A 16,042-nucleotide genomic window follows, 5' to 3' on the forward strand; every position below is an offset into this window, starting at 1 on the left:
ATACGTCACAGAAAGTTAATTCGTGCAGTGTATACTTTCTTATCTTATAAATTATATAAAAAGGGCGTATGATTCCATGAAATCCAATAAAGTAATAAGTGCACTTCTAGGCAGCTGTCTGGCTTTATCCCTAACTTTTGCTCCAGTAGTTTCTGCTGCCGATGCCGCTCAGGCATCTACAGATAACCGTGATCTTATCAATGAAGTCATGAATATTCTGGAGAACTATAACCTCTCCGGTGTAGATAAGGATACTTTGATTCGTGGAGCCATTGACGGCATGGTGAACACCCTGGATGATCCTTATAGCCAATACTTCAATACCGAGGAAGCGGCACAATTTGAACATGATGTTGATCTGGAATACGTTGGTATTGGTGTTAGATTGCAATATACCGCAACAGAACTCTACATCGAAGACATAACACCCGGTTCGCCTGCAGAACAAGCAGGTCTGAAACGCGGTGATACGATAGTCAAAATTAACGGAATCCCCGTTGAAGAGACCGAAGGAGACGAGTTAAGCGGAGCCGCAGGCACCAAGGTCACTCTGCAGGTGCTCCGGAATGGAGTGACTAAATCATTTCGTGTAACCCGAAATGAAATCAGCTCGACTTCTGTTACCGGAACTATTGTTGGACAGAAGATAGCCTACATCACACTGAGTGGTTTCACACAGAATTCCGATGAAGAATTTGCCGCTATGCTGAAAAAGATGCGTGCAGCAGGTATGAAATCGATGGTGCTTGATTTGCGTGACAACTTAGGCGGCTATATGGATTCGGCATACAACATTGTCTCCAATTTCATGGATAAAGGCATCATGATGTATACCTCCGATCAAACCGGAGCACTTACTCCAGTAACGATTACCAGTGGCAGCAAAATAGGCGTACCCGTCGTTATTCTAACGAATGAGTACACTGCCAGCGCTTCTGAGGCGCTTACTGGCGCATTACGCGACAATAAGCTCGCTACCGTCGTAGGCACTCGTTCTTTCGGCAAAGCACGTATTCAGAGCCTGCTTCCAATGTCCAATGGAGACATGCTGAAGCTGACTACGCAGAAATACCTAACTCCAAATAAAGAAGACTTTAATCACATCGGGCTTGCACCGGATATTGAGGTTAAAGGCAAAACTGCGCAGCTGATTACCGCTCTACAGATTGCAGGAATGAAAAGCATTGAGGTTTCCGGTGATCATCATATCTTGAATGTCAACGGGGTTGCCTTTGCTGGTAATGTGGGTCTAATAAAGCAAGGAGATAAGACTTATGCTTCTTCGCTCGTACTAGGTGCACTGATCGAAGGCGACATCACATGGGATGCCAAGAACAAAAAAGTCATCGTAACGAACGGGACAGGTAAAGCGACCGGCTTTACGTTGTCCTCCAAAGAGGCGCTTTCTCAGAACGGCGAGACCTTCATTGAATTAAATGCCTTTAAGAAGAAGTTCCCTGCTCTTGTATGGAGTTACAATGCAACACAGAAACAATTGAAATTATCTGTAAAATAGATCCTTAATCTAGCTAATCATTAAGCTGCTGAATCAAGCACCCATGAGTAAAAACAGGAGTTGTCACATAAGCCATGAAATGGCCGTTGGGACAACTCCTGTTTTTTGTTTAGTTTGATAATATTTGCACCTACGAAACATCTGTAGCACCTATCGGACATGGATGACCCTAAACGCAGTATTAATCCATATTTGTGGTGCTATCGGACTCCATAGTCGCTATTGGTATAAAAAACACCATAATTACTCCTCTTTCTAAAGAATAGCATCATTGGAGTCCGAAACCCTGCTCAAAAGGCTGAAAATTCGCAAATAACGGCATCTGGGTCCTTAAGCCTCAGGGGTTGATGACACTGCTAGGTCAAGCTGCCAACGACTAATAGCATAGAGCAGCAGAGCAACACAGAGTAGCAGAAACACTGAGCAGCATAGTAACAGAGCAACACTGAGCAACACCACAACACTGAGCAGCGATCTCCAAGTACCGGGAGAAACGCTGCTCTGCTATTTTTTATAAGAAAAAAAGCTGGCTCATTCGTAGAAGGACTCTACTTATGGTTCAGCTTTCATCATTAAGGTTGCGAATTTTCTATGTTTTGATTGTTTTGATTGTTTTGATTGTTTTGATTGTTTTGATTATTCTGGTTGTTTTGAGCGTTTTGAGGTTTTGGTGTGTTTTGGGGCTTCTGAGACTGACCTTGTGGCGGTCTGCCTTGGAAATCCTTTTTGGATTTCTTGCCCTGTGAATCCTTGCCCCGGTGATTTCGGCTCTGATGTTCTCTCACAGGTCTATCCTTCGCCATATTGTCCTTAGAAGAAGTCATCTCTTTAAATGCCAATGAGTGATTCGAGCCTTGCTTAGAGGATGTTTCTTTAGCAGAAAACTCTTTATCTGCAGCCGCTTCATCACTAGCTTCCGATTCTTGATCCAAGGCCTCTTCATCACTCGGCTCTGGTATTTCTTTGATCAAAATATCCTTGAACATGCCTTCTTGTGGTACCTCTTTCAATTTATGCAGCACAAAATAAGCGCACCCAAAATTGCAGTATTCATTAATATAATCAACCATACCCGAAATCGCTGTATCCCGATTCACCTTAGGATGGTTGTCCCGGTAAAAACCTTTCAAACGTAACTGACTGTAACCCCAGTCACCGATAATATAGTCGTATCTTTCCAGCACCTCGCTATATCTCCCGCGAAATGCCTCCGGATTCCAACCATCCTTATGATCCAACATAAGTTCATAGCCTTTTCCGCCTATTACGATCAAACCTTTTGCCGCCTGCCTTTCTTTGGGAATCATGACGTTGATTATACCGCCATCTATGTGGAATATTGGGCTTTCGGTCGCTGTTCTCGAACCGCTCCTACAGCTCCAATATTCCCCTCCAATGACGCAAATCAACGATTTTTATGGGTAACCTAAGAGCAGAGATTTCAGAACGCTGTCGCTCTTCCTCCTCTTACTAACATTCTCCGTGAATTAAACCACAGAAAAGCAATAATTAGCTAGAAGAAACCGCACGCTCCTCGCGAGCTTGAGCTGCAGACTTCACCTGCTCATGCGCATGATAAGAGCTGCGAACTAGCGGGCCTGATTCCACATGGCTGAAGCCACGCTTCATTCCCTCTTCCTTCAACAGTGCAAATTCCTCCGGTGGATAATATTTCTCGACATTTAAATGTTTTGGAGTGGGTTGCAAATATTGTCCTAAAGTCAATATATCACAATTTACGGCTCGCAAATCATCCATTGCTTGTAAAATCTCATTCCACTCTTCACCGACACCAAGCATGATGCTCGATTTGGTTGGAATATTCGGTTTCATTTCCTTGGCTCTGCGCAGCAATTCCAAGGAACGAGGGTACTTCGCTTTAGCCCGTACACGATCTGACATCCGTTCCACGGTCTCAATATTATGATTAAGAATGTCTGGATTACTGTTCATGACAATCTCAAGACTATTCCGGTCTCCTAAAAAGTCTGGAATAAGCACTTCAACACTACATAACGGAAGGCGTTTACGAATCGCCGCGACCGTCTCAGCAAAAATCTGAGCGCCACCATCCGCTAGATCATCGCGGGCCACACTAGTCACCACACAGTGACGAAGATTCATTTTCTCTGCAGCTTCAGCTACACGTTCAGGCTCCTGCAGGTCCAGTTCTGTAGGCATCCCTGTATTTACTGCACAAAAACGGCATGCGCGTGTACAAATATCACCTAAAATCATGAAGGTAGCCGTACGGTTTGCCCAGCATTCATAAATATTCGGACACCTAGCTTCTTCACATACGGTATGTAAAGTTTTGGAACGCATCATGCTTTTGATTTCCTGATAGTTGTCACCGGTAGTTAGCTTAATCTTAATCCAATCCGGTTTAGGTTGCTTTGCTGTTTTATTAGACAAAATGATAAACCCCGCTTCCTCCTGAATGTGATGCTGCAGATGAAAGTTGCTGCCTCATATTATAACATGTGCGATTTACAATTGCCTGTTTTTGTGAAATATGCAGGGTGTATCATCTGGAGTTTCCAGCGAGATTTTTCTGGTACCTTTAGACAAGAACGGATAAAAAGTAGTATTTTGCACCAATCTATAAAAAAGCTTCATCCGAAGTGACTACATTCAATTTAATGCCCGGACAAAAGGAGGCTGTTATCTTGCTGGCCCTATTTAAAAATATTAAAAACCGGAGAACCCTGTTATGCCTGTCCGCGGCCGCTATCCTTTGGGGTGGTTTAAACCTTCCCGTTGCAGCAGCTGTAGCGCGGCCTACTATCCAACCGGTGATGAGCAGCGGGGATCCCGCTAGTGCTAGCAAAGAAGCGCAATGGTCTGGCCGTAGACAGATTTATGAGCAAATGAGCGCAGCTACTGGTATCCCTTGGTTTAGGTTCGCAGCCATTGATCAATATGAACGCACGCTCGCCAAAAAGGGAGCCTCAGGGCAGCCTGTCTCCACGCGCCTTACAGCCATAAAAATCCCGGCACCGGTATGGGCTGGTCCACTTAACCCGGATCAAGGGGATACTTCCCCGAAATCCATTAGCTTCTTTGATGGTTTTGGCAGTGATGGCTCAGGAGACGGCATTGCTGATCCAGAGAATGATGCGGACGTTCTGTATAGTATGGCTAGACACTTATTGAAGTATGGACAATCCGCTAGTGATTTCAGTATCGGGGTCTGGGAGTATTATCACAATGGCCGCGCCTCGCAGCGCATTACCCAGTTCGCGAAGTTATATGAACATTTTGGACGGCTGGACCTATCCGGCAATGCCTTCCCGCTTCCCCTAAGTAACCTTTATTCTTATCGTAGCACTTGGGGTACTGGAAGAAGCTGGGGCGGAGCACGTATCCATGAAGGAACAGATTTATTTGCACCTCAAGGAGTGCCAGTACGAAGCACCTGCTTTGGCTTAGTAGAGACAAAAGGCTGGAACCGGTACGGTGGCTGGAGAATTGGCATTCGCGATATCGAGAACCGTTACCATTATTACGCTCATCTATCTGGATATAACAAAACCATTTCTCGCGGAGATATAGTCACCCCCGGTGAGATTATTGGCTGGGTAGGCAGCTCGGGTTACGGCAATCCCGGAACACAAGGAAAATTTCCTCCACATCTACATTTTGGCATTTACCGCGATCGCGGAATTACCGAATGGGCTTTTGATCCGTTTCCGTTGCTGAAACAATGGGAGAAACAGGAATATAGAGACTTAAAGAACAAAAGAAGCAAAAAAAGTGCTGTAAATTAGAATAAGGTCCCTTTCCTTAGAGAGGGGCCTTTTCTTTTTTAATACAACATCAAACAGCCAAAAGGTTCAATGCTGACCGTAAGCTTATTATTATTTTTAAAAGTTGCTCCAGACAATAAATCAGTTAATTCGTTCTTATCAGCTCGATATGGGCTAAGCTCTAGTTGGTACGGGTTTGGAGAATTATTGATAATCAGCCCTATCTTCTCGTGCTCCACACCTCGTATGTAGCCAAGCACATTACGAACTTCATCAGTAAACCAAGGACGAAATGAACCTTTGCGCAGAACTTCATGGCTTTTTCTCAGAGAAATCAATTGTTGATACCACTTATGCAGCACTGCATTCTGAGCTTGTTCTTGCCATATCATAGCTTTTCTACAGTGGGGGTCTGTCGCCCCTTCCATCCCAACCTCATCCCCGTAATAGATCATTGGAATACCGATATAGGTCATCTGGAAAAAAACAGCCAGCATCATACGTTCAACAGCGGTACTCACGTGGTCCCAACCACGCCCACCTTCTTTACATGCCGTAAGAAACCGCAGGGTATCATGGCTGCCAAGCAACTGAAACATTGCCGAATTCGCCTGGTCATTATACAATGCCTCCTGATGGAGCAATTGCTCCATAAAGCGAACTGGCCCCGTAGATTGTTCCGCAAAAAATTCCAACACTGCATCACGAAGCACATAATTCATTCCTCCATCGAACTGATCCCCTCTAAGCCATGGCCCAGAAGCATGCATAATCTCACCGATCAGCAGGATTTCAGGATATTCAGATTTGAGCTCTTGCCGAAACCGGGACCAAAAACGCGGATTAACTTCATTGGCCACATCCAGACGCCAGCCGTCAATCCCTGTCTCGCGCACCCAATACTTCGCAACCTCAATCATGTAATTCGCCGTATCCGGATTGTCCATGTTCAGCTTTGGCATATGCGCTTCAGCTTTGGCAAACGTTTCATAATTGGGTACGGGCGTCTGCGTAACCGGAAAGGAATGAATGAAGAACCAATCTTTATACGGAGATAGCTCTCCTTTTGCCAACACATCTTTAAACGCGAAAAAGCGGTCTCCCGAATGATTAAACACAGCGTCTAAAATCACTTTGATTCCATGCCTGTGTGCCTGGCTGACCAGCACCTTCAATCCTTCCATATCCCCAAATACTGGATCAACCTTATAGTAATCGGAGGTATTATATTTATGCTCTGAAGGAGACTCAAATACAGGCGTCATATAAACAACGTTTACTCCTAACTGTTGCAAGTAGGGCATTTTGTCAGAAATGCCTTGTAAGGTCCCTTCGTTATAACTGCTAGGATAGATTTGATAGGTTACTGCATCCATGCTCCATGAAGGTAACTTCAACGCCTCAGAATGATGGAGATATGCATATTGAAAAGAACCCGCACGTTCGCGGCTCTCCGACGCCCCTCTCTCTCCATACCAGACATATTCACCCGCAGGATTAGTTACATGGAATAGATATCTGCATTTTTTCGTAGGGTTCTCAATGACCGCTTCATGTATCTCATAAACACCTGCCGACCCAATCCGCTCCATCTGCAAAGGAACTTCATGCCCCGGAGAATCATAACGGTCTGAGTAGATGACGGTACAGGATAATTGCTGTCCAGCTTGCGTGAACAGTCTGAGCTTCAAGATGCCCGTACCCACAGGATAGGCAAACGGATCTTCACTTGTATGATATAAAAACCATGTATGAGGCATAACTTCCAAACTCCTTTTTTATGCTTTTATCTTTAAATCTATGAGACTCTTTGTGATTAGAGAGACTGCTAAATTTGTGTTATTATGGTTACAAATACCGTTCCGGATTATGAGGGGAAGACAATGAAAGTAACCATATCTGATATTGCCAAAGCAGCCAATGTGGCTAAATCTACTGTATCCAAAGTATTAAACGATTCCCCAAAAATATCACAGAAAACGAAACACAAGGTTCGCGAAATTATGAAGCAGATGAACTATACACCAAGCAGTATCGCTACTGGATTAGCCAGACAAAGCAGCTGTAATATTGGTCTCCTGGTCGATATGTCCAAGGAAAGTGAATTTCTAAACCAGTTTTTCTACAACATCATCGGTGGAATAGAAAGTGTAATTGCGCCTTTAAAATACGAGCTGACTATTTCCAATGTGCAGCACAGTAGTCCGGAAGGACATTTTCTAAATAGACTTGTATTCAGCAAACGTGTCGACGGAATCATAGCGAATAACTCCGTACTTACGGAAGAGCTTTGCGAAGAACTGAACCGCTTGGAGTTTCCCTACATCTCCATCGGCGAAATTATGACTCCCGGAAGCTGGGTCGATTTCGATAATGAAGCAGGCGGCGGCATGCTGACCTCACATTTAATAAAGCAGGGGTATTCCAAAATAGCCTTCATAGGCGGGCAGCAGCAGGAAAAGATTTATACCCATCGTCTGAGTGGATATTTGCAAGCATTGCAGCAAGCAGATCTTGCGGATCAGCAGCAATGGATTATCAATTGTAAGGCTGATGAACATGAGAGCTATCATGCTGCACTTGAGCTTCTACAGAGCGAAGATCGACCAGACTCCGTAGTATGCATGAACAGCTATGTTGCCTTCGGGGTGCTTCAAGTTGCAAAATCACTGGATATTCATGTTCCATCACAGCTCGGCATCGCAGCTTTTGATGAGTATCCTCTGTCCCGTTATACTACGCCTCCTCTAACCTCTCTGAATATCGACACGTTCCAGCTGGGGGTATCTTCAGGCGAGCTGCTGATGCAACGCATTCGTAATAACAACATGCCTACCGGGCATTTGCTTCTCGAGCCAGAACTCATTCCCCGTGAGTCAACCATGAGATCCCAGTTCCCGGCGGGAACTTAGTGAGGAGGCAGAAGCTTGGTTGCGCTGAGTGAGTGCTGATTTAGCTTGATCGAATTTGAGTAGCTAAAATGGCTACATCGGATTTAATTGCATTTTGTGCAATAGAAATCCTTATAAGATGGGTAACATTCGATTTAATTGCACTTTGTGCAGTCAAAACTCGTGAAATCGGCAAAAAACAGCCTTTTTCCTGAATTCTACTGTACAAAATACAGTTAAATCTTTCTACCAGCTTCAAACAGAAAGTCTAATTGTACTTTCTGCAATTAAAAAGCTTCATACTGCTTACCAAGGAGCGGCCCCATACGGGAGCCGCTCCTTGTTGTGTTTAAAAACTGTAGATATTATGAAGCTTATAGATCCTTCCAGCGCTGAACCGTCAGATTTACGGTTTGTGCACCGCCTGTTGGCGTAAGGGTTCGATTGGAAAGATCCGATCCATTCGAATTCACCTCCACATTAGTCCAAGCGCCTCGTGTAACTTTGTATTGAATTGCTGTTCCCGCCGGTAGACTTAGTGTGATGGAGTAAATACCATCACTGCCCTTCGTCAGTTGGTAGTTCGGATCTGCCACATTCCAGCTATTGAAAGAGCCGGAGAGATAAACGGGACCACTCACAGGAGTAGACGCAGGAACAGTTACTCGGAATGTAACACTATCCGCTTGTGGTTCTCCTGCGGTGATGTTGCCATTCACCATACTCCAGGTGCCCGCAGCAAAATGATAGTTATTGCCGCCATTGTTATCCCATGTGCCACTGCCATTATTAAAGGCTGCGGTCAGCCCAGCTGCCGTGCCCAGCTGAATCGTAACCGCCTTATATCCTGTAAAAGCAGAAGCTTGGAGCTGCTCGCCTGGAGACGTCGTCCAGACCGTTGAACCATCGAGCTTATAATGGATATAAGAGCTGCTATAAGCCGCATTCTTATAATAGATCGTTGCCGTGCTGCCGACAGGTGTTGCCGTTGGCGTTGGTGTAGGCGTTACGGTCGGTGTCGGAGTTGGCGTTGGCGTTGCCGTTGCCGTTGGCGTTACGGTCGGTGTCGGCGTTACCGTTGGCGTCGGTGTTGGCGTTGGTGTTGCTGTTGGTGTTACGGTTGGCGTCGGTGTCGGCGTTACCGTCGGTGTAGGCGTTACAGTTGGTGATGGTGTCGGCGTTACCGTTGGTGTCGGCGTCACTGGTCCACCCGATTGAATATTGCCAGTTGGTGTATAAGTCCAGGTGCCGGCACTAAATAAATAGTTGCTGCCCCCGTTACTGTCCCAAGTACCGCTGCCATTGTTAAAGCAAGCTTCAAGCTGGCTGGCTGAGCCGATATTAATCGTTATTTTGTTGTAGCCTGCTACATCAGAGACAGGTATCGCCACACCTGGTGATGTCGTCCAAGTTCCTCCTACAGGGCGATAATGAATATAAGGCGAGGTATAGCCCTGCTTATAGTAAATAGTGACACTGTTCCCCGCTGGTGTTGTCACTGAAGCAATCGCGCTAAGGAGGGATAGATTGCCTGCTGCATCCATTGCTTTTACCGTATAGTCATACGTAGTACTGGCGGATAATCCGTTATCCGTATATGAAGTAGTTGCGGATGTACCCACTTTGACGCCGTTGCGATAAATTTCATATCCGGTCACACCTACATTGTCGGTGGAAGCGGTCCAGCTTACTAAAGCACTGGATGCATTTTGAACAGTTGCGGTCACGTTAGTTGGTACAGTTGGAGCCACTGTATCTGTAGGAAGCTGTTGTTTTGCATAAATTTTGGCTGCATTTGCACCCACGGTTACAGTGATCTGCTTGCCAGTTGCTCCACCCGATTGTACAGTTACCGTATCCGAAGTGTTCAACTGGTTATAAAGAACCGTCCCGACTGCCAAGCTGCTCTCTGCACGCAGTGGAATGGTAACGGTCTGCGAGCCGCTGGATTTATTACTAAATACGGAGATAACTTCCTGCCCCAGATTAGTTCCAGTGTCGATACGACGTGAAAAAGCATATAAGTTCTGTGCAGACCACATTTCACGTTGAGTGCCTGTACGGAGTGCCGGATTATTTTTCCGAATCTCATTAAGTTTGGCTACGTGCTTGTAGGTGCTGGCATTCTCATTAAAATAATTCTCTAATACATTGCCGTTTGCATCCCGTTTCACCATTGACCAGCGGTTCCAGGTATCGGCGATGCCTCCCGTCATAATCTGTCCATTACCATTGCCTTTGTTCTGTTCCGTACCTTGGAAGACTACGGGTGTTCCACGCACTGTAAAAATAAAAGTCAAAGCGTTCTGCAGCTTATCTACGCTTCCTCCAGCTTCTGTGAGAAAACGATTGCGGTCATGATTGTCGATAAAGGTGACCATGTGATTGGCATTTCCGTTGTAGTAGGAATCCTGTGCCAAGGTACTTTTAATATTGGAGTCAAAAGACTGCCCATATGCGAAGCTATTTAGAACGGAGAAGAACATTGGGAAATCAAGCATGCCCCACTCCTTGTTGTTGCCGACCCAGCGCGAGACAAATTCAGCATTGCCGTCAAAATTCTCGCCAAAGGTATTAACCCCCAGATAATTTTGCAGTTCACCAATATCAGTCGGCTTCATCAGCTTGGCTGCGTCTACACGTGCACCATCTGCTCCTGTATAGTCAAACCAGCCTTTAATCGAATCAAATACGGCTTTTTTAGCAGCAGGGACATCGAAGTCAATGTCATCCAGTCCGCCTAGATCATGATTTTCTAAGTAATCCTGTGCCCATTGATCGTATCTTCCGTCTGCCAAAGACCAGTTGATATCTCCATTATGGTGATACCAAGCCGGGTTATTAAAAGGAGCTGCTGGCTGCAGACTAGGGATATCATAGTAGGCTTGGGTACCCAGCATATAATCCCCGATATGGTTCGGCACAACGTCGATCACCACCTTGATGCCAACCGCATGTGCGGAATCCACTAACTCCTTCAGCTTCTCCTTTGTACCAAAGTAGGGATTGGCTGCGTTAGGGTCCTTAACGTTGTACCCGTGATACGCTGTATTTTTACCGCTGCCATTGTTCTCCCGATTCGTCATTTGCGGCTCCGCCACTGGGGAAATCCAGATCGCGGTGTACCCCATATTTTTAATATAAGACAGCTTGTCGATCACCCCTTGCCAATCTCCGCCTTTCATATAACGGAAATCTTCTTCAGAGTTCTCGCCATAGCGAATTGCCGCTCCCGTAGCATTGTTGGAAGAGTCCCCGTCATTAAACCGGTCAACCATAATCTGATAAATGGTATCATTCTCGTTAATCGTACCGATGCTGGCCGCATCTGCCTGTTGTGGCGCTAAGACGAATAAATTAATCACAGTAGAAAGAAGAATAGATGTAATCAGAACGGGCACGTACCATAACTTACGTTTCATCGCGCGCATCTCCCTCTCTTATTAAAGCGTATTCATAACACACTAAAACCTACTTCTTGGATTAAAAACGACCTTTCCAGCGATGTTTTTGGCATAGAAACAAACGAATTTTAGGGAAACCGGTTTCCCTACTAAAAATTACCATGACACCAGACGCGTTGTCAAGCCTTAAAATTGAAATGCACAACAAAAAAAGAGCTCCTATTTCGGAAGCTCTTGGGGTTGAATATTTAGTGTTTGAGTTCAACGTCCTGTACTCTGAATAAACTGCAAGACTTCATTCATAATTCGGTCCTTCTCTTCACAATGGCACACCATATGACCACTGTTGTCGACCATCAGCACCTGTTTTTGGGTCGCCTTGATCATATGATGACGTAGGTAATCGGCGCTTCTAGTCTTCACTAGATGATCCCGTTTCCCTTGCACGATCAGGGTTGGAGTCTCAATATGCGGATAAACAGAAAAGCTTTCACGAACCAGTCGCTGGAACTCTCGAGTTGCTTTTGGAGGCGTTGAATTGAATTTACTAATATAAGTTTTTAGCATGGAAAAGCTCGCAAGGGTCTTAATAATTTCTACAGGATTCAGCGGAAACACAGGGGTAGACAACAAAGTGAGAGATTTAATCCAAGGTTTATAGCGCACTGAAAGATGTGAAGCAATAAGAGCACCGGTTGAAAAACCGATCAGATGAACTCCGTCATTTGTCTTTAACAGCTCTGTTAATTCATCCTCAGCACTTTGCTGCCAATCATGTCGATCCGAATGCAGTAAATCATTCCTGCTGCCCCCGTGCCCCTTTAGGGTAAATGTTCTGGAACGATAATTATGCTGCTCCATAAACTGGGACAAGGGAGAGATTTCATGCTCACCTCCGGTAAAGCCATGAATAAATAAACAACTTTCCATAATTGTCCCTCTTTTCACATTCCAAACTGAATTCCATCTTTATTGTATAATGCCAATCCCCTTTATTTTCTATTCATTCCAACCTTCTATGTAAAACCTTAACCAAATGATGTCAAGGTTCACCACCGTTATAGGTTCAAAATAAAATATATATTCTATTGTTCCCACCAAAGAAGACCGAGTGCAGAAGTAATCGTTAAACCTACGGCCGAGCTAGATGAAGTTACGTTAGCACAAATAGCAGTCCCCGGCGGAACGATGATGCTGCCCGTAAAGTTCTGTGAGAAGGCTCCCGGCGCTAATTGATAATTGTAAAGCGTTGTTCCCCCGTTAATTGCCGCTGTTGAAGATTGAACGGTCATCGCACTTGTAGCCGCGCTTCCGAGATTATTATTTGTTGGTGTCAAGGTTGCAGGAGAGGTTAACGTCCCCCCTTTGACAATTGTAAAGCTTCCAGACATAGCCGATAGCAGAGAAGATCCGCCGATACTGCCGCTTATACGAGATATATATACGGTTTTTCCGCTGCCAGCAGCATTACTAATCCGAATAGAAGTAATTGCAGAAATAAGACTAAGTACGACCAAACTAGACACGGATGTGTTGGTAGAATACAAGACCGCAGCCTTCGAAGCACTTATTTCAGGTGGCGCGCTGATATCCGGAGATTGGAAGGTATTGACCATATCCACATAAAGAGGTTGATCATTGTCGTTAAACACATATTGATTAGGCATGATTATCCCCTCCCAGTTCTAATATTCCCACCAGCTGATAGATGTTGTCGCTGCTGAAGTTCCCGATGCAATCGTGATGGACGTGGTTATGGAATTTCCGGGAGGAACAACGATTTGTCCAGTAAAGTCAACAATGACGGGACCCGCTGCCAGTAATAAAGATACTAGAGTGGCCGGACCTCCCGTAGGGGCAGCAGTCGAGGTTCTGGCCGTCATCACACTGGTTAACGCACTTCCAAAATTAAAATTTATCGGTGTAACGGTGGTTCCGGTGACCGTAGCGTTCCGAAGTAGAGATAACGTAACCGCAGCTGTTGCCGAGCTAGCTGCAACACGGGATACATACAATGTACGTCCGCTGCCTGCCGGATTACTAATCTGAACAACTAACGGTGCAGCAGTCGTTACCGTAGAAGTAAAAGGGATTCCAAACAATAGCCCCGCCTTAGCCGCTCCTCCCTCCGGAGCTGAATCTATACCAGGTGCAACATACGTGTTGACTTGTTCTGTAAAGAGTGGCTGGCTACTCTGATTAAATACTGAATCGTTTGGCATGCGCTATCCTCCCCGTACTTGAGCTTATCTTATTTTATGCCGCTCTAAGTAGCAGGTTGTTTGGGAAGGTGCGTATTTTTGCTTTTGCAGCCCAATCACCTCTTATTTTTCACCATATATTATTATCACCATTCGAATGGCTAAGGATTGTCCCTAACGGTTCGCGGCTTATTGGACTGCGGTTTATTGATGCTCAGGGCTCAAACGACGGTTAGGGTCCTTTTATGGATAGGGTTCCAGAAAACCCGTAGGAGGTGAATGAAATCCATAACGGTCTGGAACTAGAAAAGCGCAGCAAAATAAAACACACAAAAAAACAGGGGAATCGCTCTAGAAATCCGCAACCTTTTCCACCTCCAAATGGTCGAAGAAAGCGCCGTAAGGTCACGATCAGTCCTTTCTTTTCCGAGCATCAATTTATCGGATTCCCCGTGTCCAGCTCCATTTCGCCTCTGCCTTGGCAAAAAAGCGGAACTAAAACGATGATCTCTTACGCAGTTATGAACCAAGGAGACCACCCTGTTAGCGTCCGCTTGGAGATTAGTCCGAACAGTCTTGATTCTTTTATAGATTCAGAAGAGATCGTGGCTGCAAAAGAAATGAAGGTGCTAGTGCCAAGCAGATTTTTAAAGTGGACTCGGATATCCGCCTCCACGCAACAGCCAACGGGTTTAGGCAAAATTGATGTATACGTCCAAGCCCAGTCTATAGGTATGAGTTAACATTTTTATAAGAGAGGGACGAGGAACTTTGCCTAACTACAGCTCTTTTCAAGCTAATCCCGATAATCTACGAACGCTTATTTTTGGCCGGGATGCCTCGCTGATTGATCATCCGCTTACTACAGATCCAGGCGGAAATCTAACGACAATTATCCTAGATGGTACGATTTCCAATATACTCGGAGCTACCATCACTGCGGGTACTTTGTCCTCAGCAGGAACAGTTACTAACATTCTTAACGGGACTATTACTAGCGTACTCGGAGCTACCATCACTGCGGGTACCTTATCTTCCGCAGGTACGGTTACTAACATTCTTAACGGGACTATCACTAGCGTACTCGGGGCTACCATCACAGCGGGTACCTTGTCTTCCGCAGGTACCATTACTAACATTCTCGATGGCACGATTACCAGCGTGCTCGGAGCTACGATTACGGCTGGTACCTTGTCCTCCGCAGGAACCATTACTAACATTCTCGATGGCACGATTACCAGCGTGCTGGGAGCTACGATCACTGCCGGGACTATTACTAGTGTACTAGGCGCAACCATTACCGCTGGTACTTTGTCCTCAGCAGGAACAGTTACCAATATCCTTAATGGGACCATTACTAGTGTGCTAGGAGCTACAATCACTGCGGGTACCTTGTCTTCCGCAGGTACCATTACTAACATTCTCGATGGCACGATTACCAGCGTGCTCGGAGCTACGATCACTGCCGGTACTATTACTAGTGTACTAGGCGCAACCATTACCGCTGGTACTCTGTCTTCAGCAGGAACAGTTACCAATATCCTTAACGGGACCATTACCAGCGTGCTCGGAGCCACCATTACGGCTGGTACTTTGTCTTCCGCAGGTACGGTCACCAACCTCTTAAACGGGACCATTACCAGCGTGCTCGGAGCTACGATCACTGCGGGTACTCTGTCCTCAGCGGGTACCATTACTAACATTCTCGAAGGCACGATTACTAACGTACTTGGAGCCACCATCACAGCTGGTACTTTGTCTTCTGCAGGTACGGTCACCAACCTCTTAAACGGCACCATTACCAGCGTGCTCGGAGCCACCATTACAGCCGGTACACTCAGTAGTGTGACCTCTATTTCACAACGCAGCTTTATCGAACAGACCACGACGGGTATTGCAACTGCTAATGCCTATACTCCTCTGCCAGCAGTGACTACGAGCGTATTGGGGACCTATTCCTTTTTCATCAATAACACTGGAGCTAACCCAGTCAACACACGAGTAGAAATCAGTGCTGACGGAACGAACTATTTCGTCGATACCACAGGAGATAATCCATTAGCAGCAGGTTCTATCGATGTCATAGTTCCGGCAAGATTCCTGAAATATACACGCTTATCCTATCAATCAACGAATGCAGGAGCCGCCTCAACAATCAATGTAAGTTTCAACGCGCAGGGAACGTAATGCAGATGCCCATCATATGTTGTAACGAAAGAGTGCATGGATATCCATGTGCTTTTTCTTTTGATAGCAAAAGCTGATTTCTACTTCTACATAT

General features: G+C 45.5%; 12 protein-coding genes. 5 read left to right on the top strand and 7 right to left on the bottom strand.

Features of this window, described 5'->3' with window-relative positions:
• Positions 1–76 precede the first annotated feature (76 nt).
• A complete protein-coding gene (locus NSS82_RS27620) occupies positions 77–1,516 on the top strand; it encodes a S41 family peptidase (protein ID WP_051491374.1) in 1,440 nt (479 codons plus the stop codon).
• Between the two features lie 572 nt (positions 1,517–2,088).
• On the opposite strand, the gene NSS82_RS27625 is transcribed toward NSS82_RS27620, so the two are convergent.
• Both NSS82_RS27625 and lipA read right to left on the bottom strand, forming a co-directional pair.
• Positions 2,089–2,790, bottom strand: a complete 702-nt coding sequence (locus NSS82_RS27625) for a YutD family protein (RefSeq protein WP_081386623.1) — start codon at positions 2,788–2,790, stop codon at positions 2,089–2,091.
• A gap of 235 nt (positions 2,791–3,025) precedes the next feature.
• Positions 3,026–3,931, bottom strand: a complete 906-nt coding sequence (lipA, locus tag NSS82_RS27630) for a lipoyl synthase (RefSeq protein ID WP_036685320.1) — start codon at positions 3,929–3,931, stop codon at positions 3,026–3,028.
• A 254-nt stretch (positions 3,932–4,185) separates the two neighbouring features.
• On the opposite strand from lipA, the gene NSS82_RS27635 reads away from it, so the two are divergent.
• Positions 4,186–5,286, top strand: a complete 1,101-nt coding sequence (locus NSS82_RS27635) for a M23 family metallopeptidase (RefSeq protein ID WP_036685322.1) — start codon at positions 4,186–4,188, stop codon at positions 5,284–5,286.
• A gap of 38 nt (positions 5,287–5,324) precedes the next feature.
• Here NSS82_RS27635 and NSS82_RS27640 read toward each other — a convergent pair whose 3' ends face one another.
• The gene (locus NSS82_RS27640; RefSeq protein WP_076272742.1) at positions 5,325–7,025 is read right to left on the bottom strand and encodes an alpha-glycosidase; all 1,701 of its coding nucleotides are present in this window, start codon (positions 7,023–7,025) and stop codon (positions 5,325–5,327) included.
• Positions 7,026–7,148: 123 nt separating this feature from the next.
• Here NSS82_RS27640 and NSS82_RS27645 point away from each other — a divergent pair, with 123 nt between their 5' ends.
• Positions 7,149–8,177 (top strand): LacI family DNA-binding transcriptional regulator, encoded by a 1,029-nt coding sequence (locus tag NSS82_RS27645; RefSeq protein ID WP_076272741.1) that lies wholly within the window; start codon positions 7,149–7,151, stop codon positions 8,175–8,177.
• Between the two features lie 353 nt (positions 8,178–8,530).
• Here NSS82_RS27645 and NSS82_RS27650 read toward each other — a convergent pair whose 3' ends face one another.
• The 4 genes from NSS82_RS27650 to NSS82_RS27665 form a co-directional block, all read right to left on the bottom strand.
• A complete protein-coding gene (locus NSS82_RS27650; RefSeq protein WP_076272740.1) occupies positions 8,531–11,578 on the bottom strand; it encodes a carbohydrate binding domain-containing protein in 3,048 nt (1,015 codons plus the stop codon).
• A 243-nt stretch (positions 11,579–11,821) separates the two neighbouring features.
• Positions 11,822–12,490 carry an alpha/beta hydrolase gene (locus NSS82_RS27655; RefSeq protein ID WP_076272739.1) on the bottom strand — a complete coding sequence of 223 codons (669 nt, stop codon included), beginning with the start codon at positions 12,488–12,490 and terminating at the stop codon, positions 11,822–11,824.
• 155 nt (positions 12,491–12,645) lie between these two features.
• Positions 12,646–13,227 (bottom strand): hypothetical protein, encoded by a 582-nt coding sequence (locus NSS82_RS27660; RefSeq protein ID WP_076099383.1) that lies wholly within the window; start codon positions 13,225–13,227, stop codon positions 12,646–12,648.
• An 18-nt stretch (positions 13,228–13,245) separates the two neighbouring features.
• Positions 13,246–13,782, bottom strand: a complete 537-nt coding sequence (locus NSS82_RS27665) for a hypothetical protein (RefSeq protein WP_076128012.1) — start codon at positions 13,780–13,782, stop codon at positions 13,246–13,248.
• Positions 13,783–14,036: 254 nt separating this feature from the next.
• Between NSS82_RS27665 and NSS82_RS27670 the strand changes: the two genes are divergently transcribed.
• Together NSS82_RS27670 and NSS82_RS27675 are read left to right on the top strand one after the other, a co-directional pair.
• Positions 14,037–14,504 (top strand): DUF6385 domain-containing protein, encoded by a 468-nt coding sequence (locus NSS82_RS27670; RefSeq protein ID WP_340960817.1) that lies wholly within the window; start codon positions 14,037–14,039, stop codon positions 14,502–14,504.
• A gap of 28 nt (positions 14,505–14,532) precedes the next feature.
• A complete protein-coding gene (locus tag NSS82_RS27675; RefSeq protein WP_256718526.1) occupies positions 14,533–15,948 on the top strand; it encodes a DUF6385 domain-containing protein in 1,416 nt (471 codons plus the stop codon).
• Positions 15,949–16,042 lie beyond the last annotated feature (94 nt).

This window comes from Paenibacillus sp. FSL H7-0735, from assembly GCF_038008505.1.
Lineage (GTDB): Bacteria > Bacillota > Bacilli > Paenibacillales > Paenibacillaceae > Paenibacillus_AQ > Paenibacillus_AQ odorifer.